Here is a 22,474-nt window from a genome sequence, read left to right as displayed (position 1 = left end):
AGATTTAAATGTTTTTAACATCATTTCACTTCAATTGTATTGAATTGATTTTCATTGATGTAAAATTAATAAGGTAAATTTGCTCCTGAGGGATTATTTGTTGTCTGAAACGGATTATTTTAGCTAAAAAGTAATTTTTCACTTACAAAATACAATAAAAATTAATTTGAAATTTGATTAAGATGATAATTTATAACCTATGTGTATAAAAAAACCTCATTTCAATTTAAGCAGGGCTTAGTTAGAAACAAGGGCATTTCTTAAAATGATTAATAGCATTTTAAATATAATCTATTTCCCGATAAGATTTCTGTTTCCTATATTAAAAATTAATCTTCGTTTTTCCCCTTCATCGATTCAAACATATCTCTAACCTCTCTATGAATTCTTTTAAAATTTAAATCCAGATCATCCTCTGTATAAGACTCAATCAGTTTTGGTTTCTTCTTCTGAATGTTCAGCAATCGAAATTGCACCTTTCTATCCTTACCATCTGCAAAGGCTACAAACTCGCCGGTTTTCAATTTAAAAAAATCATTTGCACGGCGTTTACTGACCTCCCTTTCTCCTTTGGTAACTCGACTACTTGATGACCAACCGCTTTCAGTAGTCACCGCTCTTGTTGGTTGGATTACCATTTCAAAAAAGCTCTCATAATAACGAGCCGTATCTGGATCATTGGCCTTTCCAAAAAACTGGTAGGACAGATTACTAATAATGGCTCGACTAGCTTTGTCTCCATATAACATATCATTTTGAATCTTATCCTGCATCACATAAACCGTTGCTATATCATAACTACGCAGGGTTGCCGGAATACGATGCATATGCAGTAATTTAATGGTTGGCGCCTCTTCCATCAATATAAATGAAGATTCCATACCACGCTCACTCATTTGTTTGACTACGGTATGCATCACCATCGCAATAATCGGTGCAAAGGTCGATTCATATTTTGGATGATTTGAAATAGCTATGATGGCCTTATTTTCAGGATCATTGATATTCAATGGTACTTCATCTTTTGATAATACCATAAACAGTTTACGGGTACTTATTTTCTTAAAGGCATTAGATAATGTACTTCTTACCCCTGCTGTTTGTTTCTCTGAATCCACACCATGTAAAAAGGCACTGGCCATAGCCTGGGCAGTGATATCCGTTTTAAGAAACTTCACCAGACCATCCTTATCCAGGTATTGGTATAAGGCCATTAAATGAGGTAAAGTACAATATTGAGGATAGTAGCTCCGTAGATTCCAGATAAGCCCTGATAATAGCCCCTCTACGGCATCAGAAAAGAATTTATTACTTCCTATAGCTTCAGAAAGGTTTTGTTCCAAGAGATTTTCCATAAGTACCTTAGACACCTCAAGTACACTTTCTTCGCTAGGTAAGTATTTAGGTGCTATGGGATTCACTTTATAATAGATCGTATCAAAAGCAATGGTATAAAGTTTAATCTGATGTTTTTCACACAGTGGATATACCATTTCTGTAAGCTCCAGATCTTTATAATCATGGACAATACCACAAAACTTGTGTTTTGTGAAATGCTGCAAAAACTGATAGATAACACTCTCTGTCTTGCCACTACCAGCGGCGCCAATAATACTAGCACCTTTTCTAATGTTATCAATTTTTAAACTTCCAGAATTCAGTTGTAACCTCATTCGGTATTTTTTCGAAATTCTATACCTGTCTTTATCCCCAAATAAAAGATACAGAATCAATACTACCATAATTACTGGCAGTATGACAAGGACGATGGTAGATAATGTTGTGTTCATATTTCAATAGATCCGGATTTAATGGCGCGTGTCACACCTTTTTTAATTTCTTTTACAATTTTAGCTGCAAGCTCTGCCTGGTTGGTAGGCACCTTAGGAATTTGAGTTTTAATACCTGCATCCTTCAAAATCTGAAAGCCTAATGTTCGTTGTTTTGTTGTCATCTGCCATAACTTTTTCATGTATTGTTCTGGAGATTTCAAAAGCGCTTTTCGAGCCTGGTATTGTTCTACATAGTGTCGTTTATAATTAAACTGTTTATCAAACTGTTTTTCGGCCTTTTGATAAAAGCTGTCCCTATCGAAACCTCTTTTTACTTCCTTGCCGTTCAGGGTCACGGTTGAGGCCTTATATTTACTCCCAGGTGAAATACTATATTTATTAGACTGATCTTTACGGCTCATGATAATATGCACGTGAGATTGGGATCCTGTCTTTGGCATGCCTACTTCAATCATTTTACCATTTTGTTTATGAGGTGCTTCTGTCTTGGTCTTTTCAATCTCCTTTTCTATAGCTTTAAGATTTCCTTTAAGTTCACCTCGATCAATCTTTCGGGCATCATTTTGAAGCTTGGCCACTTTTGCAATATACTGTTGGTTCTCTCTTACCGCCTTATCGGTCCCTTTATACGTTCTACTATATTCAATTTTAGCGTAGTATTTAAGATCGTTTACATTTACCTTACGCCCTTCTATTTCGCGATGAAAGGATTGTGCATAGGCTTTCATCACTTCCCGGGTATAAGCTTTTAAATCCTCGGCATGATTCTTTAGGGCTGCCTGTTCTCTTTGGCTCGGGTTAATAGTGATGGAATAAAACTTAGGCTCATGCTTTTCCAGTCTATCGGTATTAGCATCAATTTCCTTAACCACCTCGGCACCAGAAATACCATCAGCATCCTGATTAAAGAAATACTCCATTTGCTCATCAGCACTTTTTCCTTCGTTTTCTTTCTCCAGATAGCTTACAAAATCAGAAGCGCTCTGCAAATAGTTACTTCCCATCTTCTGGGGTGTTATGGTCAGATACATGGCTTTTATCTTTTAATTCTTTATAATTCGCTTTAGTAATATCCAGTCGTACATAGCCCTTACCAAATGCAGGACTTACATAAGTAGACACCTCCAGGCTATCTGATAACAGGTATTGCAATTCCAGTAGTTTCTGTTGAGTATCGAAATACTGGTTTTTATAATGCGTATACCCATCAATGGGTGCTTTCTTCATTTTCTCTAAAATGGCTTCATGCTTTTCAAAAGATATTGGTGGCTGATCCAAAACTTTTCGTCCAGCTATAGTCTCATTATTTGAGTTTGATTTTTCCGAACTACCAGCTGCCTCCTGAAAGAGTAATTGCAACATTTCATAAGTTGGAGCGGTCTGATGTTTTTCAATATCTCTGATAATGGCCACTAAAGAATTGATTCGTTTTTTGATAGAACTTTCTACCTTTCCCAAATGGGATTCCAATGTATCGGTAGGTTTTATACCATAGCCATTAAAAAAATCTATCATGTTGAGTAAGTTCATCGATTGCGACTTTCCTTGCTCTCTACAAAACACCCTAAATTTCTGAGCCACTGATGACTTAATTCTCAAGCCGTCAAATCCTTCTTTTTCATATCCTTTATCCATTTTTTCATAAAAAATTTACCGGTTTTACTGGGCTGAGAGCGTTTTTTCATAAAAAACGAAATCACCTTCATAACACACAAATCCTCGAACCCCTTTGTTTACAGGGGTTCCGAGAGTATAACAAACTGTAACAGGGGGTCTCCCCCGTTACCCTCTTGCTATCCGATTTCGTCACGCCGGGGCGTGACAAAATTTTTCAAAACGGAGTACTCATTTTCAGTTCTTAACCGCTTCTTTTAAAGTTAAGTGATTCCTTTAAAATCGAAAAATACCGTTTAGACTCAAATGGATTCATTTGATACCAAAACGTATGAATTTCAAAAAATCAGGATTTCAAAACGTCAGATTTTCTAAAATACCCCCCAGCAATTGAAAAAAAAGTATAAACCTCTGGATCGCTCCAAAGGTTTGTTTTTAATTAATTTTTAATTTACTTTTATAGTATTCCATTATCTGCGAAACTGTAATACTCTCCAGAGGGTGTAATAATGAGATGATCTAAAACGGCCACATCCAAAAATTTAGAGGCCTTAACGATTTTCTCCGTCAGTTTTTTATCCACTTCACTAGGAATTAGCTTATTTGACGGATGGTTATGCACAAGTATGACTCCGGTACTAAGGGTCTTTAAAACGATGGCAAATAAGATTCTGATATCTACTAAAGTTCCGGTAATCCCACCGCTGGATAATTCATAGATCCCTTTAACTTTATTAGAGTTATTTAAGAGCATGATTTTAAACGATTCATGTAACCCGATGGTATTTTGATTCCAATGGTTAAAAATAATCTCATTGGCATCTGAAGAGCATTTTATTGATAAAGAAGCTTTTAACTTTTCTTTATAGCTTACCTGTATTTCATTAACTTTGTTTTTCATATACTTCGATTTAGAAGTTTAACCTAAGATTAAATAGGGTGCTGATTTGAAAGGGAGCACCCTATTGTTTTTACTTCTATTTACTAAGTAGTAAGATTTCACTAATTGTAATTTCCGTCACATAGCGTTTAACGCCTTCTTTATCATCATAACTTCTTGAAGTTAGTTTGCCTTCAATGGCAATTTCTTTACCTGTAGTCACATACTTTTCTACAATGTCGGCCTTTTTACCCCAGGCTACCAAATTGTGCCAACTGGTATTAGTTTGTTTTTCGCCTTTGGCATTGTTATAATGCTCATTAGTGGCCAATGAAATACGGGCTAACTTTTTTCCGTCTTCTAAAATGGTCATCGTTGGCTCTTGCCCTACGTTACCGATTAACTGCACTCTGTTTTTAATTGTACTCATGATAAAAATATTTAAATGATTAATAATTGATTTACTTAATATATCTGAAGCGTTTTCCTTTTTTGATTTTCATTTATTTCGCTTTGTATTTGGTATGTTTTGATATGATTTCATGACTTTAATAATTTGATTTACTTCCCATAGAGCTATGAGCTGTTACCTTTTTTTGATGCTGTAATTTTTGAATATTTAGAATTAATAAGGGACTTATAAAAAGAGGGAGTGAAGCGAGCCTGGTTATGCAGTCCCATTAACTTCTAAATGTTATTACTTTGCTAACAAAAAATGGTGATAACGGCCACAGCCGAGAAGAACGAATTAAAATGAAGACTTGAAATTTAAAACATCTCGAAGCGAGAATAAATAAGTCTAAATATTTCTTTTTAACTTAAAACCTAATAACCAATACCTAAATATCATGAGACACTCTTCAACTCCCAAAGAAATCTTATATAGTATTCTATCCTTTTTACAACAAGTGTATAATGAATTTGGGGAAGACGAAAAGTACCAAGTGCTGTTAAACTAAATAGGACGTTAAACGAGAACCCTCCACAGCGGATATAATGATCTAGTCCAGTTCTTGATATGAAGTACCATTAAATAAGGTTTACATGAAATTTAGGTATGCTAAATTTTCTCCTCCGTAAATAGTTCTATATTTCAGTTTTTTGCACTAATGTCATAAAAATATGGAATTAGCAATCGAAGAAATAGCAACAATTTTTTTATAAGGGAAATAGGCTTAAAGAATTTAACTTCCAAGTTTAGCAGACTGGCATTCATAGCCCTTGACATAAATTACCTCAACTGCATTTATTAAAATTCTAAGACATATTATTTAGAGTTTCTTCAGATAATTGCAATTATAAAATCTAACAAACCTATTTTCTTATCACTATGTCCGGTAAATTATAATAAATACAGTAGTATATGTAGCCAATAAACCATTCTTTAATGTAAAATTTATGTAGATGTAAATATTTTAATATATTCGGTACAATTAAATTTTAAAAAGGAAAGAAAATGAGATCTTTTTTTAAAACAATATTAATAATCATCACCATATTATTGACAAATATAAGTTGTAAAGCGCAAATTGAAGATCATTCAGAACTAGTTCTGATAAATAAAGTACTTGACACTAAACTTAATGATGCTTTTTATAGGCAAAACTTAGACAGTTTATACCCAAAACTACTAAACCCCAAAACATTTAACCCAATAAAAGATAGTGTCAAAGTCAAAAAAATCCAAAATTTTCAAAATGCAATTAGTGAAAGTATAAGCGCTGCAAAAATTAAATGGAATGTTTCAAAGACTAACATTACTATATTTACTAGAGTATATTTTGATAGCTCTGGAAAAATTGAATATTTTGCTTTTAAGATTGACAATGATAGTATTCAAATAGAACCTACAAAAGAATTAGCAAAAGTTCTTAAAAAAAGTTTAACACAATTGAATTTAGGAATTAATCATAGTTCGAAATATAATCATTGCTCAAACTATGAAATTATAAATCATTAATACTCTTGACTCTTGTAAATTATCTGTAAAAAATAATGCCTTTAACCTACACTTTATTTTCTGACTATTATACATAAGAAATCAGCAAAATCTCACATACTCACAAGTTCCTATTGTAAGAATTTTAATCTTAATTATAATAATATTCTAAAACTTTAATTTTAAATAAGTATTCATATTTAGCATTTATAAGTCCTGATTGTGTTTTAATATAATTAGATTTACATTCCAAAAATTCGTGCAAAGGAATGATACCTTCTTCATATTTGTTTTGGGCACTAGAAAAGACTTCTTCCTGGAATACAAAAGCGGACTCAGAAGCTTCCAGAGTAGCTCTGGCCGTACGAACATCATTATAAGCTATACCAATTTTGTTTTTAAGTTCTTTCTTTTGATTTTCAAGTTCTACTTTAATGATTTTTAATTCAATTTTTGATTTATCAATATTTGAACGAGTTTGAAATTTATTAAATAAAGGAACTGTTAAAGCAAATCCTAGATAATGTGTTCTATTATTGTCTAGCTGAACTAAAAAACCATTGTTCTCAAATTGATTAGTTTGTTGATTGAACACAACATCTTCTCTTCCCTGAACATGATAATAACTACTGCTATATGAATAATAAAAATCAAATTTAGGATAAAAATTGGCTTTATTTATACTAATAATCTTCTCGTTAATATTTTCACTTAATTGAGTAGATTTTATTAGCGGATTTATTTTTAATGCTTTATTATAAATATCATCTTCTTTCACCAACTTAAAATCATTCTTAAAACCACTAATATCAATAGGTTCAATATGAAAATTATCTATCGGTTTCACATCTAACAATTCTTGCAATTCAATGAGGCTATTCCTTATATTGTTTTCAGCAATTAATCTTTCTTTTTTATCTTTAGAGAAAGTAGCTTCCATTTCTAATAATTCGCTTTTGGATTTTAACCCTACATTAAATAAATTCGATAATCTACTAACTTCTTTTTGACTTATAGCTTCTTGCTCTTTGGCAACAGACAGAATTTCTTTACAAAAAAGAACTTGTAAATACTTATTAGAAATATTTAATGACAAATCTAAAAGTAATTTTTCTAAATCAATATTTCCCTTTTCTGCATACAATTTGGCTTGTTGAAATTTGTATCTATTACTAAAACCATTAAAAATATTCACAGAAGATGACAAACTAAAGCTATTAAATCGACTTTCTAATTGTCCCACACCTGTAGAAACATTAAACGAATTTCCTAAACTGAAACCTTGAGAAGCATTAAAATTACCATCAGGAAAGTAATTCCCTTTAGCTATAACAATATCTTCTTCTTTAATTTCATTCTGAAATTGTTGTTTTTGTATATCAATGTTGTGCACTTTTGCATAATTAATACACTTTTCCAAGGACCACTTTTCTTGTGCGGACAATGAAATGCAATAAAAGATTAATAAGTTGAAAATTTTAATCCTCATCAATTACTTTTTTTTAATAAATGTATAATACATTAAGGGTATAAAATATAAACTAATAAATGTCCCAATAATCATACCTCCAATAACTGTTAAAGCTAATGGCTTTTGTAATTGAGCACCTAAACCTGTCATAAATAAAAATGGTGTTAGAGCAAGTATGGTTGTTAAAGATGTCATTAAAATGGGTTTTAAACGCAATTTACCCGCTTGTTTAATAGCATCTTCAACTCCTACCCCTCGTTTTCGCAATAAATTAATCGTGTGAATTTTTAAAATACTATCGTTTATAATCACACCACTCATTACAACAATTCCAATCGCTGCCATTACATTTATTGTACCACCAAATAACCAAAGCAATAATAAAGCTCCCCCAATATCAATTGGTATTTCAAATAAAATAATTAAAGGTTGCCAAAAGGATTCAAACTGAGCTACCATAATAAAATATAGTAATAACAAAGCTACAATAACAACAACTATCAGTTGGCTGTTGATTTCCTTTAACTCTAACCAATCACCACCAAAGCGAACATTATAATTTTTGCTTTTATGAAATGCATTTTGAATACTAACTATTTCAGAATCAATGTTATTCTGTGTATAAATATCAAAACCTAAATATTCACCACCTCTGTTAGCTGTAATAGTCTTATATTGTTGTACTGTATTTACTTTAATTAAATTTTTAACCGGGATCAAATCATCACTTTTATTCTTAACAAATAGTCCATTTACTATATTTTCAAAATCAATAACTTCATAATTTAGTTTGATAGGAATATACTTTTGAGCATTTTTTAAGTTATCAATAAAGCTTAGATCGAAAGCTGTTTTAAGCTCAGTAATTAAGTCATCATAATTAACATCATAAAGTAAAACACTTTCGTGTAAAATTTGAATTGAAGCAGTTTGTTTTAGTGGAACTTCAGAACTAGTTTTATCTACTAGTAGCGCGTTAATACTAGCGAGTTCATCTTCTTTAGGAACTTCCAAAGAGGAATTAGAATGTATCTGTGCTATGAGTTTACTTTTATTTGTACGAAAAATATATTGAAAAATACTCTTAGGTGCTTCAAAATTAATATTGCTATTCGGATATTTTTTTTTAATATCTTCTTGAATATTTTCCTTTATAGTTTCAAGTTCAGAAATAGAATTCGATCTTAAATACACTACTGCTTCAGAAAAACTTCTAGTATTCTCTCGTTGCAATAAAAATTGTTGTTCTCCAACTTGATAAAACTGAGTTTTAATATTAGGAACATCTTTTAAAGTAGAATGAATACGATTTTGGTTTTCAATTACATTAATATTTTCATTCCAATCAATTGTTGCGATGGTTTCATTTTGATCAATTTCTGGTAATTGCGAATATTCCATAGTTTTGAAAAGAACAAGAGTAATAATGACACTTACTATTGAAATTCCATATACTATCAGTTTTTTTCCAAAGAAAAAATGATACCCTTTCTCATACCAAAAATCAATATTTTGTGTCTTAATATTAAATCGCAACCATTTTTCAAACTTAAAGGTCTTATTTTTTAACTTTTTGAAAATGACAGGAATAACCATAATAGAAACCAATAATGAAGAACCTAATCCAATTGAAACTGCAACCGCTTGATCATAAAATAGAGCACCAACAATTCCACTTAAAAAGATTAAGGGCAAGAAAACAGAACAAGTAGTTAATACAGAACTTATTAATGGTGTAATAATTTCATTTGTACCTTGGACACAAGCATCAAATAGATTAAAACCAGATTCTAATTTTTGGGTAATATTATCAATAACAATAATAGCATTGTCTATCATCATACCAACACCTAGTATTAGACCTGATAGGGAAATAATATTAACAGACAATCCAAAAAGATACATAAGAAATAGACTAACTATTAAAGAAACTGGTATACTAATAGCAATGATTAAAGGCGATTTTATGTCTTTCAGAAAAAAAAACATAATTAATATGGCTAAAATACTTCCTATCCATAAACTCGACTTCAAGTTATCAATAGATAGTTTTAATAATTGTGATTGGTCTTGATTGGTTGAAAATACGAGATTTGGATAATCCTTTTGAAGAGATAGCGTTAACCTATCTAAAGCTTCTTTTAAGTCGTACACTCTTGCATCAGCTTGCTTTACTATTGCTAGAACAATAGCTCTATTTGAATTATTATAAACCAAGCCTCTATCTAATTGCGGTCTTAAGGATACTTCCGCTAAATCTTTTAGTTGAAATAATTTATCGTGGATGTTTAAATAAATATTTTCAATATCTTTTTTAGTGTGAAGCGGATTGGAAAACTGAAAATTATATTGATAAATTCCATTTTGAACAATTAAGTTTCCTAATTCAAAATTATTTTGCTTTATAGCTTTAACAAGTTCATCATTATCGATTCCTAAACTTTGAATTTTATTTTTATCAGGAGTTACTATAATTTCAGATTGAGATTGTCCACTTATATCAGCCAAAGCAATATCTGGTAATTGTTCTATACGCTTTTTTATGACAGTTTCAACAAACTCACTTAATTCTAGAAAACGTTCATCACTATAATCTTCTTTTAAGGAAATTACAAGATTTAAAATAGGAATATCAGTAGCAGACGCTTTTATAACTTTTGGTCTATCTAAATCACGCGGTAAATAATTTAATGAAGCATCTACTTTTTCATTGGTTTCTATAAAAGCATAATCTGTGTTAGTTCCATACTCAAATAATAATTTTAAAGTAGCAAATCCATCTCTAGTTTCAGTTTCAATATCTTTTAAATTTGTAACTTGTAAGAGTTGATTACGTAATGGCCTTACTACGTTAGTTTCTAACTCACGAGTTGTATTATTTGGGTAAGTTAATTGAACAGTAATTTCTGGAATTGCAATATCAGGCATTAAAGAAGTTGGTATACGCAGAGAAGCAACAATTCCAAGCAATAAAAAAGCAAAAGTTACCATAAATACAGCAACTGGCCTATTAATTAAATACTTTACCATTATTTAATTTATATCATCCTGTTGTGATCCAAATAAAGGATTTACTTTTGTATCGTGTGATAAATTCATGTTTCCAGATACTATAATGGTATCTCCAAACTTTAAACCTTTTTTTATGGCATAGCTATTACTGTTTTCATCCAATATTTCAACATAATTCCATTTAGCCAAACCATTTTCAATTGTAAAAACAACTTCTTTGTTAGAGCGCAAAACCAATGCTTCCTTTGGGATGACGGTAACACCTTCTAAAGACTTATTAACAATCACTTTAACATTCATACCATCAAACAATATATTATCTTTTTTAATTATTTTAGCCTTTATTTGAATTAAACCATTTTCATCTACTAAAGGATTAATTTCTGTAATTAAACCTTTAAAAGTTTTGCTTTCATCAACAAACAAATTAATAGTTACATCTTGTTTTTCTTTAATAAAAGATAACTCACTCTCTAAAACTGAAAATACTACTTCAAATTGTTGTTGTCCAATAACAGTGCAAAACACATCACTTGAACTAATATAATCACCAGCTTTTGTATTTATATTAGCAACTACCCCTGTAAAAGGTGATTTTAATATAGTTTGATTATAAAGCAATTGAGCTTTCTCTACAGCGTTTTGCGCTTCAAAATAGCCACTTTTAATTTTTAGATTCTTTAAAATTTTTGGCTCAATACTTTCGTTTGGTAAATCGCCCAATCCAAAATTAATCTTTTCTTCTTGCAGTATTTTATCAGCTTTATCAAATTCAATTTTGGTTCTGTTAAGTTGGTTTTCTAATAGTGAATTATCTAACAATGCTATTGTTTTTCCTTGGTCAATTTTTTGTCCATTTTTAACTGTTATAGAAGCAATCCTTTCACTGGTTTTAAAACGTAATTCACTTTTATTTTGGGCTACTACCTTACCGTTAGCTATTATTTGCTTTTGAAAATTAACTTTTTTAATTATACTTACGTTTAAGTTTCTTTTATTGTTATTCAAAAGCTTATTATTAGAAAGTTTTACAGAATTAATACTCTTATCTTTACAAGATAAAATAAGTAAAATTAGTGTGATAAAATATAAGTTTTTCATTAATTAAAAATTAATTTCCCAAAAATTTTATTTTCGGGAATAGCTCCAAAATATCTTGAATCTTTTGACACATCTCTATTGTCTCCTAAAAGATAAAAACAATCTTCTTGAAAGGTATATGCTTTAATTTCTTTTCCGCCTAAAAAATATTTTTCACCAATAACATTAAATTCACTATTTTCTAGTTCATTTATTAAATGAGCATATTTTTTATAGAAAAGAGGTGTTATTATTGAAGTAAATCCCTTAAAAGGAACTATATAGTCTTGCATAAAATAAGTTTTATTTGCCAAAAATGGAATTATCCCTTTGGTTTTATTTATATAACTTTCATTGACGAAATCACTATTAACTTTCACCCCATTTACATTTATCGTAATGGTATCTCCAGGCATTGCCACACATCTTTTCAAATATTTATTGTCTAATAAATTAAAAACAACAATATCCTTTTTTTCTATTTGCCTTGTTTTACATAATAATGCATAATCACCTTCATTTATAGTATTTGACATTGAACTTGAATGCACTTTTAATATTGAAAAAAAACATGTGAATAAAAGAATGGTTAATAAGATTATAAAAAATATTAAATAATATTTGTTAGTTTTCATCTAGGTATTTATCAATTGTAGTAAGCATTAATTCTATATTTTCATTTACACCAAAAGTATAAAAAATTAAATCTTTTTTATTCTGAATTTCAATGACGGCATTAGAATGAAGATTTAGTTTATCAAATGTGATTCCCTTAAAATCATAATAAATTTGATATCTATCACCTAAGGTTTCGACCAAGTTTAATGTCTCTTTCTTTGTATCCCCAACAGCTATTAATGAAATTTTGTTCTGCTTTTTTATACTTTTTTTCAAGTAATTTACTGCAGTTTTGGTACACCCTGAACAAGAATAAGTAGTTAGAATAATAAACATTTGATTTTTATCAACATTAGCATTCAAATCTTTCTTTAAATAACTATAAACCTTATTGTTAAATTCAATTTTATTAGGATTAATACCTTCAACTTTATTTTTACAACTCAACAATATAGAACAAATCATTAAAATAAAATATATTTTATAAACTATTCTTTTCATTTATTTATTTTAGATTAAACAATGAAAAAGACAATTTATCTTCATCAAAATTAGGGTTTTTAGGATTATTTTTAGATAACCAAAACCCTTCTTCATTAACAAAATAATCTTTATAATTAAACATCCCTCCTTTTAACTTTTTTTCCGCTAAAACGTTAAAATCACTATCTAAAACCATTAGAACAATTGGAGAAACCAAAAAGTCCTTATCTCTACTTATTAAATCGTCATCATTTTCCACAGGTAAAGCAATCATTCTATAATACAACTTTTTATATTTATCATAAGTAATACTTAGATACCTTATTTGTCCTTTAATATATTTGTTTTCTTCATAAAAATCTACAGAGGTTGATTTTAGAGGTTTTAATGGAAAATTATCAAATTTGCTTTTTACACATTTATCGACCGTTACCATTGAATCTGTTTTTATATCGTATTCATATAAATGAGAATTTATTGGAAACGAAAATATTATTTTATTTTCGCTATTTTTTGTGAATGAAGGGTGTATATGGGCAAAGCTCCATAATCCAGAATGATATTCCTTTGGATACAATACATTAAGCTCATCAAGAGATTTATTTTTCAAATTATATTTAACTAAGAGTTTCTCACTATAATATCCTTTATCCTGTTGTAAATATTCAGGTACTCGATAAAAAAAGATATCATCATCTATTTTTATTGGTTTCGTACTATTAATTCCGTAAAGTCTATACTCTCTGTCTTTAAATATATCTAAATCGGACAAATTATGTTTTGAAAGAATTGAATCCTTATAAGTTATATAAATTTCACCTAAAAGACTTCCTATAAGAAATGAGTTTTCTTTCATTTCAACAATCCCAGAACCCCCGAAATTTATAATTCTATTAGGCCCCTCATTTTTAAAATTATATGTCATTATCTTTTTTCTTTCCTTAACACTAAAAATATCAATTGCAATATTAAAGTAATTTGCTCTGATCAATGAGTCCCCATTAACCAAAGTTTGTGTGCTCATGAAATTATTAGTTTTATCAATAGAAATATTAAGCTCTTTTATAATAGTTATTTTTTTATTTGATAAACTTTCATCGTAATAACAATTGTTTATTTGATTAGGCTTTAAATCGTTACAACTAAAAAGAAAAAAAAAGCATATAACTGCAGTAGTCAACTTAACCATAATGTGATGTTATAAATTAAAAAAGATGTTGCACCTTTTTACTGGTATAACATCTAGAAATGAACTTTAAGAATTTAAGGTTGTGCATCCTCCTCTTTCTTAGGAACTGTAATAACAACACAAGAACTTCCAGAACTAGGACACCATTCCCCGTCATCATGACGTGATTCACCTGCTTGAACATCGATAGGCTCAAAAGCTTCAGTAGCTGTAAAAAAAATTGTCGCTAGGAAAGCTAGCCCTAAAATTGCTTTTTTCATAATAAAAAATTTTATGTTAATATTTTTTAAAAGTAATTAATTCAAACAAAGATAATAGACTTATTTACCTACAATAAGTATTCAAAACACTTACATTTCACTTTCTTGAAAAATAATCTGTAAGTTCACTTTATATTTTTTATATGTTTACATGTAAAATGGACAATTTGAAAGTTTCAAAGTTTAAAATATTTATTGTGTTTATTATCCTATCGGTGATAGGTATTTTTATAACACCTCAATTATCGGTAAAATTAAACCCAAGTCGAAGTCTTCCCTCTATAACAGTAAATTATAATTGGGCTAACACTTCTCCACAAATAATAGAGCGTGATGTTACATCTTTATTAGAAGCTGGGTTTTCAACCTTGAAAGGTTTAAAAAAAATAAGCTCTAAAAGCTCTAAAAGCAAAGGTTATATAGTATTAGAATTTGACAAATATACTAATGTTGATATCTCTCGTTTTGAAACAGCAACAATAATTAGACAACTTTACAAAAAATTACCAAAACAAGTTAGCTACCCAACATTAGTTATTAATAGGCCAAATGAGGAAGATACTAAAGCTTTTTTATCATATAGCATAAATAGCAGTGCATCACCTTTTGATATTAAGGAAACAGTTATTACTCAAATTGAACCAATAATTGGTGCAATTCACGGTATAGATAAAACCCAAGTTTATGGAGCAACACCCAAGGAATATGTTTTAACGTATAATAATTCTATTTTAAAAAAATTAAAACTCACTAAGCTAGATATTATTAGAGCCATAAAAAATAATTTTAGCAAAGAAACTTTAAGTTCTATTAATTTTAATGGGAATTATATATCTCTCTATATTCAGCCTAAAAATGAAGATTTACAATTCCCCATTCCTATAACAAAAATCGGAAATAGAATAGTATATCTAAATGAATTAACCACCATAAAAGAACAAGAACAAGAAACACAAAATTATTATAGAATAAATGGAAATAACTCTATCACACTAAATCTATACGCCTCAAAACAAGCTAACACTCTTACACTTACTAATGAGATTAATAGAGCTTTAGAGAAAATTGATAAAAGTTTGCCTCAAGGCTATACCATTATTAAAACCTATGATAGCACCGAATATCTGAAACAGGAATTAGATAAAATATATGAGAGATCATTTTATACCATTACTATATTGTTACTGTTTATCCTATTAATTAGTAAAAGATTAAATTTTTTAATAATTACACTTATTAGCCTACTTGCTAATATTAGTATAGCCTTTTTATTCTATTTTGCTTTTAATGTCGAAATACAACTATATTCTCTTGCAGGAATAACTATCTCTTTAGGTCTGATTATAGACAATATTATTGTAATGATAGATCATATTAGTCATCAGAATAATAAATCGGTATTTGCACCAATTTTAGCTTCTACTTTAACCACTAGCTGTGCTTTAATTGTTGTTTATTTTTTAGATGATAAATATAAAGTGAATTTGATAGATTTTGCCTTGGTTATCACTATTAATCTATCAGTTTCATTACTTATAGCTTTATTTTTAATACCTGCTCTTTTGGAAAAAATAAAACTTCCCATAAAAAAAGAAAAACATTGGAGTAAAATACTCAAACAGAAATTTTATGATATTTATGCAAGTATTATTTTTATTGAATTAAGATATAAAAAACTAGTTATTTTATTCATTATTCTATTATTTGGTTTACCCATTTTTATGTTGCCTCAAAAGTTAGAAAAAAACTATAGTTGGTATGAAAAAGCATACAATAACACTTTAGGGAATGAATGGTACAAAGATAATATCAGACCTTATTTAGACAGGTATTTAGGTGGCTCATTTCGACTATTTAATTATTATGTATTCGAAAACGCATCGTATAATAGAAATGAAGAAACAAAATTATATGTTACTTCTGCAATGGATAAAGGGGCAACTGTACATCAAATGAATACTGTCTTTTTAGAAATAGAAAATTATTTAAAACAATTCAAAGAGATAAAACAATATACTACATATATATATAGTGGAGATTATGCTCGCTTAGAAATTACTTTTTTAGAAGAGTACTCAAAGTCTTCATTTCCTTTTATGTTAAAATCTCGGTTAATTAGAAAAGCTCTTGATTTTGGAGGTATGGATTGGGAGATAAATGGTGTTGGTAATGGATTTAATTATGGAAATGATGCTAACGAAATTATTAATTTCTCCGTTAAAGCTAAAGGCTATAATTATGATAATTTAAATAATTGGGCTGATAGTTTAAAAATTGTCTTGGAGCAACATCCTAGAATACAAAAAGTATTGGTTAGAGAAAATAGTAACTGGTCAAGAAAACCAGCTTATAATTACCAATTTAATATTGATAAAGAACGTTTGGCACTAGCGAATAAAACTCCTTTAAAAATTATGGATGAATTACAGCAAATGACTTTATCAAAACATCAGGATATTTCAATTAACATCCAAGGAAAATATATACCGATACGTTTGGAATCTGAACAATCAAAAACTTTTGATATTTGGCTTATAAAAAACACTCCAATAGATAATTTGAATACTCCAATAGCTTTAAAAGATATTTCTAATATCACAAAAAAAAGAGAAGAAGAAAATATCTATAAAGAAAATCAAGAATATGTTAGGCTAGTAGAGTTTCAGTATGCTGGAGCTGAATTAAGTGGTTCCAAATTTTTGGATGAGAAACTAAAAGAACTAAAACCAAGATTGCCTTTAGGATACTCTTTTGAAAAAGCGGACACGAGGCGATGGTTTTTGAATCAAGATAAAAATAATAATTATACTTTTTTATTTTTCTTAATATTACTTATTATTTATTTTATATGTTCCATAATTTTTGAAAGCTTTAAACAACCATTTATTATTATAAGTGTAATTCCAATATCATTTATAGGGGTGTTTTTAACTTTTTATTTATTTGATTTTAATTTTGATCAAGGAGGACTTGCAAGCTTTGTCTTATTGAGCGGCATTACGGTAAATGCGTCTATTTTTATAATCTATGGGTTTAATAAACTTAAAAAGGACTTCCCAAATCAAAATAAAATATTCCTATATTTAGAGGCTTTTAAACAAAAAATATACCCAATAACCCTAACAATTACATCGACCATTTTAGGGTTCATTCCTTTTGTAAAGGATGGGCAAAATCAAATATTTTGGTTTGCTTTGGGGGTTGGAACAATTGGAGGTCTTATTTTTTCTTTAATTGGTATTCTTTTTTACTTACCTATTTTTACACTAAAAAACTCTGGTTAAAAAGTTTAAAAAATAATTTAATTATTTTTCCATAATGGAAATAATCATTTGTAGAAGATCTATAGAAATCCTCTTTTTTTCGCCTCTAATATTAATTCTCGATCACTTTTACCATTCACTTCAAATGCAACTTTTAGCAACCGTCTTCTTTTTTCAATTCCTGCTTTAGACAAATGGACTACATCAATTAATTCTTTCATTCTAGATCCATTAGAAAGCTCCATTAATATCCGTAAATCCTTTTCGTCTAAAATAATTTTATTAGCCATTCTCTTTTTTATCAACAAATTAACCGTATTACTATAAAATGGATGCCCAGATATTATTGTTTCAATTGCTAAAATTAAATCTAAAGAAGAAATATCCTTTTTAACCAAAAAGCCATCAGGATTTAAATTGGATAAAATATTATTTATTCTTAAAGAATCATCATAAGAAGTGATAACTAAAATTTTTAAGTTCGGGACTATAGATTTAATAAACATACCTAATTGTTCTCCTGAGAAAATTTTTTTTTCTTCACAAGGCGGAATACTAATATCTAAAATAACTAAATCCAAATTTTCGTTAAAACCCTTATTTTCTATTTTACTTATCGCAGAGTTACAGCAACTGGCAGTTTCAATTTTTATTTCAAACCGATTTTTACTTAGTTCAGAATTATTTATAGCACTGCTGTAAGCGTCAATAATCATGGGATGATCATCAATAATTAAAATATTATATGGTATATTCATTTACAAGGTTTTACTAATTTTAATTTAAAAAACAATTATAATAGTTATTTTTCAACAAGAAAAACACTACACTAATATACCATAAATTATTACAAACCCAAGTTCATATAAAGTTTTGTCACTAATATTTTCATCCATAAGTTCACTTTCACTAACCCAACTCCTAATCCTATAAAATGTTTTGGAAAATCGAATTATAATAACAAATTCAAAATTTTAAAGATGGTTGTAGACTATAAAAACTTGGTTTTGTTTTATAATAATAATAATAATAATAATAAGGTTAATATCAAAATTACTTACCGATATAAAATTATCACATAGTGATAAAACTGTACCACTTTACATTTAAGGTGTTCAATACCACTAAGTGTTTATGAGCCGGATGCAATTCCTAATCATTGAAAGTATAAGGTTATTTAATGTCTACCTCTTTAATACATATAGCAATTCAAACCTCAAAATTACTAATGAAGATTTAAGAATTAATTTTTAATATAAACACAAAAACAATCAATGACTAATGAATTATTATCGACACTCGTGAACTAAACCTAAAATTCTAATTTTAATAGACATTATAATTTAACAATATAATCTACGAATTATTGGTATAAAAAATTAGGGGTTAATATTTATTATACACTTAAAACCATTAGAACGTGTGATAACATTAACTTCACAATCAATTTATAAAACTTAAATTTTTGTATTTAATTTTCTATCCAATAAAGAAATATCCTCGCTTATTTTACTCTCCATTACTCTAGCATAAATCTGGGTCGTTGATAATTTTGTATGACCTAACAATTTAGACACTGTTTCAATTGGTACGCCATTATTTAAAGTTACTGTAGTGGCAAAAGTATGTCTGGCGACATGAAACGTTAAATTCTTTTTAATCCCACAAACATCTGCTATTTCTTTCAAATAAGAATTTAGTTTCTGATTCGAGATGTTTGGAAAAATTGTTTGTTTTCCAAAAGTCTGAGGATGATACTCATACTTTTTAATTATTTCAATGGCTTTGTTCAATAAAGGTATTTTAATAGGTACTTTTGTTTTTTCTCTTTGCGAATGAATCCACAATTTTCGATCAATTCCCAAACAAATATGATCTTTAGATAATTTCATAACATCTCCGTATGATAAGCCAGTATAGCAGGCAAAAACAAAAAGATCCTTTATCAAATCAAGTCTTGGAATAGAAAATGTCTTTTTCTCAATTGCCTCCAATTCTATAGCATTTAAAAAGGCTCGTTCTTTCTTTTCATATTTAATGGCAAATTTTATAAACGGATCCTTAACAATCCATTCCATTTTATAAGCCAATGTAATCATCTTTCGAAGCCTTTCAAGATGCTTCATTACAGTATTTCCTCCCATTTGAGGATACCCTCTTAAAAACCTCTCAAAATCAATTATAAATTGATAGTTTAATTCTGTTAAATAAATATCATCAGTTTTTCTCTTTTGCTTTAAAAACCAGGACAAATATTTATGAGTCGTATAATAATTCTTTTGAGTTCCCCAACGTAAAGTTGATTTCATATGTGTATTATGATACTCTATAATATCAGAAAGACGATAATTCTCATTATCAATCCCTAAATAGTTATTCTTTATCAAATTTGCAGAAACAAATTTCTTATCCCTACATAAATCTTGATAAATAGTAAACAATTGACCATTTACACTTTTAAGGAAATTATTGACTAGTTTAGCTTCCTCACTTAACCCTTTAAATCTACATTTCTTTGAATCCCAATTGGTAACATTAATTCTTTTTTTTAGGGATAATTCTGCTCGTTTTCCATTTACTGTGATTCGAGCGTAAAGAGGCGCTTCCCCATTTTTAACATTGGCCAGTTTTAACCAAAATAGGACACCGAAAGTACTAGAAGTTTTCATACACTTTTGCTTTAAAATTGAACATTAAAAACAAAAGTCAAATCAAAATTTCAGTTACCTATTTTGTCATCATACAGGAGGTAACCGAATAGGTAACTTTTTTAAATGTACTGTATGACGGTAATAAATAACTTACCTACATCACAAGTTACTGAAAATCATTCAATTAATTGAAGTTTATCACTTTTTAAATTCCTTAAAAGTCGGGACAACATAAAGAATAAGGTCATTGACGTAAACATGATTGGAAATTTAACCTCAGAGCCTTACCAAAACTTCTTTCCCATTTAACTCGGAGTTGTAATATCACTTTTCCTTATTTCTAGGATTTTGTTTTGTAACAAACAGTTTCAAGCTTTGTGTCCAGTCTGGGTAAAAGCACAACTCCATGAGAGCATGATTCAAATCTGGCGATTTTGCACAGAGCAATATTTTCATTCAGAACACCTTTTCTATTAAAGGGGGTACCAACAACCTATTTATTGAATTCTGGAATATGCAAAAGCACCATAGTAAAAATTATTAAAATTAAGGATACAACAAAAACTCGAAAAAACCATTTGTCTTTAGAATCATAATCACCATGCCCGTTTTTATTCAACTTTAAAAGGTTAATCTCAACAATGCCCAAGACAATAAGCAACCATAAATAAATCGTATAAAAAAAATATAATCCAACATATTCAGCTCCCTCAGTATTTGTAAAGAATAAAAACAGAATCAAAGACAACAAGTTCGACACTCTAATTATCGGGTATTTCATGTATAAAAATTGATTTTAAAATATTCGTTCATAGCTCTACAGTGGAGTATATCCATGATCAGTCAATATTTCGTTAATGTCAGGAATAACCCAATTGGCGTTAAAAGATTTTGCAATTTGAAACACTTGTTTTCTAAACTCAATTTTTGTAATTGGTATGTATGGTTTGTCTTCATAATCATTTAGCAAAATTTGAATTTCAGAATCTGAATAATAGTTATTTACGACATTAATTACATCATTGCTAAAATAAGAATAGTCGATGTAATCCTTAGTCTCTTCCCAGATTTCTACTGGTATATCTGTCCTCTCTACTGCTATTCTATTGATAAACCTATTTACGGAAAGAGGGAGATTATGTTTCACTTCTAACCTATTATAAAATTGTTCAGCTAATGAGACTTGGTCGACACGAACATCATCAACTTTAACAAGTCTATTATGTGTCAAATCCATATTCCAAACTAAGTTAAATGCAAGTATTATAATTAAATATTTCATTTTGTTACTTTTTTTTAAATTTTAAACTTTTTAAGCTTTTTTGTACTTGGTTCATTCTACACATTTAAGGACAACCTCCTTCTACATACCAATGTCTTTTCCCATAAGTCCTGGACTTATCGAAATGTTCTACTGAAGCTCCCGGTTTTTTCAATAAGTAATTCTCTAAAAGCTCCATAAAATTCTTCCAATTGGCATCACCTGCACCTAAATATAAATAATCATTACCAGTTTCCAAACCATTAGCTAAATAATCTAGAGCCCCACCAAGTCTATCGGCTCCTCTCAAATAAAAAGAATACCCTCCTTGTCCATTAGATTCAAGCCCAAATTGCCTTAATCCTGAAACAAAATGACCACTATGATCCCAACTATAAACAGTTGCAAATGTCCAAAACATTTCATCTTCACTATAATCAACGCAAACAACTGTAGAAGTATCTAAAAAAGTATCAAAATCCATTGCTGCTCCGATTGGGTTTTCAGAATTCCATACAACACCATCTTCAGGTGAATAAGGCTCTAAAGTAACTGCTGCGGCAAAGTTAAAAACACTCCCATACTTAATGACAGAGTCAAAATCTCCACCCACTATAAATTGAGAGAGGTTTTTTCTAATTTCATCAAAAAGTTGAAATGGAGAATACCCACTTGGAAGAGAGGTGATGTTTAAGCTATATTTATCTAAATTAATTTTTCCCCAACCCTCATTAATATCTTGAATGTTAAACGAATTGGCTACATAAGGAGGATTTGGAAACGTTTGTGTCCTTGATTCAATCTGTTGTCTTAAATAATCTGGAATTACTTTATGGACTTGCAACAAAAAACTGGACAAATAGTTGAATGACTACGCTGCTAGTTTAAGGTTATACATGTCTAATTCAAATTCTCTTATAGTTCTATTTCCTAAAAAGGAATGTCTTCTTCTATTATTGT

The 22,474-nt window shown here is 29.2% G+C and carries 19 protein-coding genes; 2 read left to right on the top strand and 17 right to left on the bottom strand.

Going from position 1 to position 22,474, the window contains the following annotated elements:
* Positions 1-329: 329 nt before the first annotated feature.
* The 5 genes from NO995_RS07260 to NO995_RS07240 all read right to left on the bottom strand — a co-directional run bounded on the left by NO995_RS07260 (position 330) and on the right by NO995_RS07240 (position 4,717).
* Positions 330-1,790, bottom strand: coding sequence for a type IV secretory system conjugative DNA transfer family protein (locus tag NO995_RS07260; protein WP_258226916.1), 1,461 nt, complete (start codon positions 1,788-1,790; stop codon positions 330-332).
* Positions 1,787-2,824 carry a MobB family relaxase gene (gene mobB / locus NO995_RS07255; RefSeq protein ID WP_258226915.1) on the bottom strand — a complete coding sequence of 346 codons (1,038 nt, stop codon included), beginning with the start codon at positions 2,822-2,824 and terminating at the stop codon, positions 1,787-1,789. Before mobB ends, NO995_RS07260 begins: the two co-directional genes overlap by 4 nt.
* Complete coding sequence (locus NO995_RS07250) at positions 2,787-3,428, bottom strand: BfmA/BtgA family mobilization protein (protein WP_308813193.1); 642 nt, start codon at positions 3,426-3,428, stop codon at positions 2,787-2,789. The genes mobB and NO995_RS07250 overlap by 38 nt, the downstream gene beginning before the upstream one ends.
* 436 nt (positions 3,429-3,864) lie before the next feature.
* On the bottom strand, positions 3,865-4,308 hold the full coding sequence (locus NO995_RS07245) for a JAB domain-containing protein (RefSeq protein ID WP_258226913.1): 444 nt from the start codon (positions 4,306-4,308) through the stop codon (positions 3,865-3,867).
* Between the two features lie 76 nt (positions 4,309-4,384).
* Entirely contained in the window at positions 4,385-4,717 is a 333-nt protein-coding gene (locus NO995_RS07240) for a single-stranded DNA-binding protein (RefSeq protein ID WP_258226912.1), read from the bottom strand.
* A 1,026-nt stretch (positions 4,718-5,743) separates the two neighbouring features.
* On the opposite strand from NO995_RS07240, the gene NO995_RS07235 reads away from it, so the two are divergent.
* The gene (locus tag NO995_RS07235) at positions 5,744-6,247 is read left to right on the top strand and encodes a hypothetical protein (protein WP_258226911.1); all 504 of its coding nucleotides are present in this window, start codon (positions 5,744-5,746) and stop codon (positions 6,245-6,247) included.
* 130 nt (positions 6,248-6,377) lie between these two features.
* Here NO995_RS07235 and NO995_RS07230 read toward each other — a convergent pair whose 3' ends face one another.
* The 7 genes from NO995_RS07230 to NO995_RS07200 all read right to left on the bottom strand — a co-directional run bounded on the left by NO995_RS07230 (position 6,378) and on the right by NO995_RS07200 (position 14,339).
* Positions 6,378-7,670: a TolC family protein gene (locus tag NO995_RS07230; RefSeq protein ID WP_258226910.1), complete on the bottom strand. Its 1,293-nt coding sequence runs from the start codon at positions 7,668-7,670 to the stop codon at positions 6,378-6,380.
* 48 nt (positions 7,671-7,718) lie between these two features.
* A complete protein-coding gene (locus tag NO995_RS07225) occupies positions 7,719-10,727 on the bottom strand; it encodes an efflux RND transporter permease subunit (protein ID WP_258226909.1) in 3,009 nt (1,002 codons plus the stop codon).
* A 3-nt stretch (positions 10,728-10,730) separates the two neighbouring features.
* Positions 10,731-11,810 carry an efflux RND transporter periplasmic adaptor subunit gene (locus tag NO995_RS07220; RefSeq protein ID WP_258226908.1) on the bottom strand — a complete coding sequence of 360 codons (1,080 nt, stop codon included), beginning with the start codon at positions 11,808-11,810 and terminating at the stop codon, positions 10,731-10,733.
* Complete coding sequence (lepB, locus tag NO995_RS07215; RefSeq protein ID WP_258226907.1) at positions 11,810-12,424, bottom strand: signal peptidase I; 615 nt, start codon at positions 12,422-12,424, stop codon at positions 11,810-11,812. The genes NO995_RS07220 and lepB overlap by 1 nt, the downstream gene beginning before the upstream one ends.
* Positions 12,414-12,908 carry a hypothetical protein gene (locus NO995_RS07210; RefSeq protein WP_258226906.1) on the bottom strand — a complete coding sequence of 165 codons (495 nt, stop codon included), beginning with the start codon at positions 12,906-12,908 and terminating at the stop codon, positions 12,414-12,416. The genes lepB and NO995_RS07210 overlap by 11 nt, the downstream gene beginning before the upstream one ends.
* A gap of 4 nt (positions 12,909-12,912) precedes the next feature.
* Entirely contained in the window at positions 12,913-13,914 is a 1,002-nt protein-coding gene (locus NO995_RS07205) for a DUF4221 domain-containing protein (RefSeq protein WP_258226905.1), read from the bottom strand.
* Positions 13,915-14,153: 239 nt separating this feature from the next.
* Positions 14,154-14,339: a hypothetical protein gene (locus NO995_RS07200; protein ID WP_258226904.1), complete on the bottom strand. Its 186-nt coding sequence runs from the start codon at positions 14,337-14,339 to the stop codon at positions 14,154-14,156.
* Positions 14,340-14,506: 167 nt separating this feature from the next.
* Between NO995_RS07200 and NO995_RS07195 the strand changes: the two genes are divergently transcribed.
* Positions 14,507-17,623, top strand: coding sequence for an efflux RND transporter permease subunit (locus NO995_RS07195; RefSeq protein WP_258226903.1), 3,117 nt, complete (start codon positions 14,507-14,509; stop codon positions 17,621-17,623).
* Between the two features lie 59 nt (positions 17,624-17,682).
* Here the strand turns inward: NO995_RS07195 and NO995_RS07190 are convergent, their stop codons facing one another.
* The 5 genes from NO995_RS07190 to NO995_RS07170 form a co-directional block, all read right to left on the bottom strand.
* A complete protein-coding gene (locus NO995_RS07190; protein WP_258226902.1) occupies positions 17,683-18,360 on the bottom strand; it encodes a response regulator in 678 nt (225 codons plus the stop codon).
* Between the two features lie 699 nt (positions 18,361-19,059).
* Positions 19,060-20,271 carry a site-specific integrase gene (locus NO995_RS07185; protein ID WP_258226901.1) on the bottom strand — a complete coding sequence of 404 codons (1,212 nt, stop codon included), beginning with the start codon at positions 20,269-20,271 and terminating at the stop codon, positions 19,060-19,062.
* Between the two features lie 475 nt (positions 20,272-20,746).
* A complete protein-coding gene (locus tag NO995_RS07180; protein ID WP_258226900.1) occupies positions 20,747-21,034 on the bottom strand; it encodes a hypothetical protein in 288 nt (95 codons plus the stop codon).
* Between the two features lie 36 nt (positions 21,035-21,070).
* The gene (locus NO995_RS07175; protein WP_258226899.1) at positions 21,071-21,535 is read right to left on the bottom strand and encodes a hypothetical protein; all 465 of its coding nucleotides are present in this window, start codon (positions 21,533-21,535) and stop codon (positions 21,071-21,073) included.
* A gap of 64 nt (positions 21,536-21,599) precedes the next feature.
* Positions 21,600-22,361: a hypothetical protein gene (locus NO995_RS07170; protein WP_258226898.1), complete on the bottom strand. Its 762-nt coding sequence runs from the start codon at positions 22,359-22,361 to the stop codon at positions 21,600-21,602.
* Positions 22,362-22,474: the final 113 nt, after the last annotated feature.

It is taken from the genome of Aestuariibaculum sp. M13, from assembly GCF_024723255.1.
In the GTDB taxonomy this organism is placed as follows: domain Bacteria; phylum Bacteroidota; class Bacteroidia; order Flavobacteriales; family Flavobacteriaceae; genus Aestuariibaculum; species Aestuariibaculum lutulentum.
The sequence above is the reverse complement of the archived record's forward strand: the minus strand, read 5'-3'. Positions and strand labels throughout refer to the sequence as shown.

Excerpts from the sequence above, each read along its gene's own strand:
- NO995_RS07260 (WP_258226916.1), bottom strand. The coding sequence starts at position 1,790 with ATGAACACAACATTATCTACCATCGTCCTTGTCATACTGCCAGTAATT.
- mobB (WP_258226915.1), bottom strand. The coding sequence starts at position 2,824 with ATGTATCTGACCATAACACCCCAGAAGATGGGAAGTAACTATTTGCAG.
- NO995_RS07250 (WP_308813193.1), bottom strand. The coding sequence starts at position 3,428 with ATGGATAAAGGATATGAAAAAGAAGGATTTGACGGCTTGAGAATTAAG.
- NO995_RS07245 (WP_258226913.1), bottom strand. The coding sequence starts at position 4,308 with ATGAAAAACAAAGTTAATGAAATACAGGTAAGCTATAAAGAAAAGTTA.
- NO995_RS07240 (WP_258226912.1), bottom strand. The coding sequence starts at position 4,717 with ATGAGTACAATTAAAAACAGAGTGCAGTTAATCGGTAACGTAGGGCAA.
- NO995_RS07235 (WP_258226911.1), top strand. The coding sequence starts at position 5,744 with ATGAGATCTTTTTTTAAAACAATATTAATAATCATCACCATATTATTG.
- NO995_RS07225 (WP_258226909.1), bottom strand. The coding sequence starts at position 10,727 with ATGGTAAAGTATTTAATTAATAGGCCAGTTGCTGTATTTATGGTAACT.
- NO995_RS07220 (WP_258226908.1), bottom strand. The coding sequence starts at position 11,810 with ATGAAAAACTTATATTTTATCACACTAATTTTACTTATTTTATCTTGT.
- lepB (WP_258226907.1), bottom strand. The coding sequence starts at position 12,424 with ATGAAAACTAACAAATATTATTTAATATTTTTTATAATCTTATTAACC.
- NO995_RS07210 (WP_258226906.1), bottom strand. The coding sequence starts at position 12,908 with ATGAAAAGAATAGTTTATAAAATATATTTTATTTTAATGATTTGTTCT.
- NO995_RS07205 (WP_258226905.1), bottom strand. The coding sequence starts at position 13,914 with ATGAGCACACAAACTTTGGTTAATGGGGACTCATTGATCAGAGCAAAT.
- NO995_RS07200 (WP_258226904.1), bottom strand. The coding sequence starts at position 14,339 with ATGAAAAAAGCAATTTTAGGGCTAGCTTTCCTAGCGACAATTTTTTTT.
- NO995_RS07190 (WP_258226902.1), bottom strand. The coding sequence starts at position 18,360 with ATGAATATACCATATAATATTTTAATTATTGATGATCATCCCATGATT.
- NO995_RS07185 (WP_258226901.1), bottom strand. The coding sequence starts at position 20,271 with ATGAAAACTTCTAGTACTTTCGGTGTCCTATTTTGGTTAAAACTGGCC.
- NO995_RS07180 (WP_258226900.1), bottom strand. The coding sequence starts at position 21,034 with ATGAAATACCCGATAATTAGAGTGTCGAACTTGTTGTCTTTGATTCTG.
- NO995_RS07175 (WP_258226899.1), bottom strand. The coding sequence starts at position 21,535 with ATGAAATATTTAATTATAATACTTGCATTTAACTTAGTTTGGAATATG.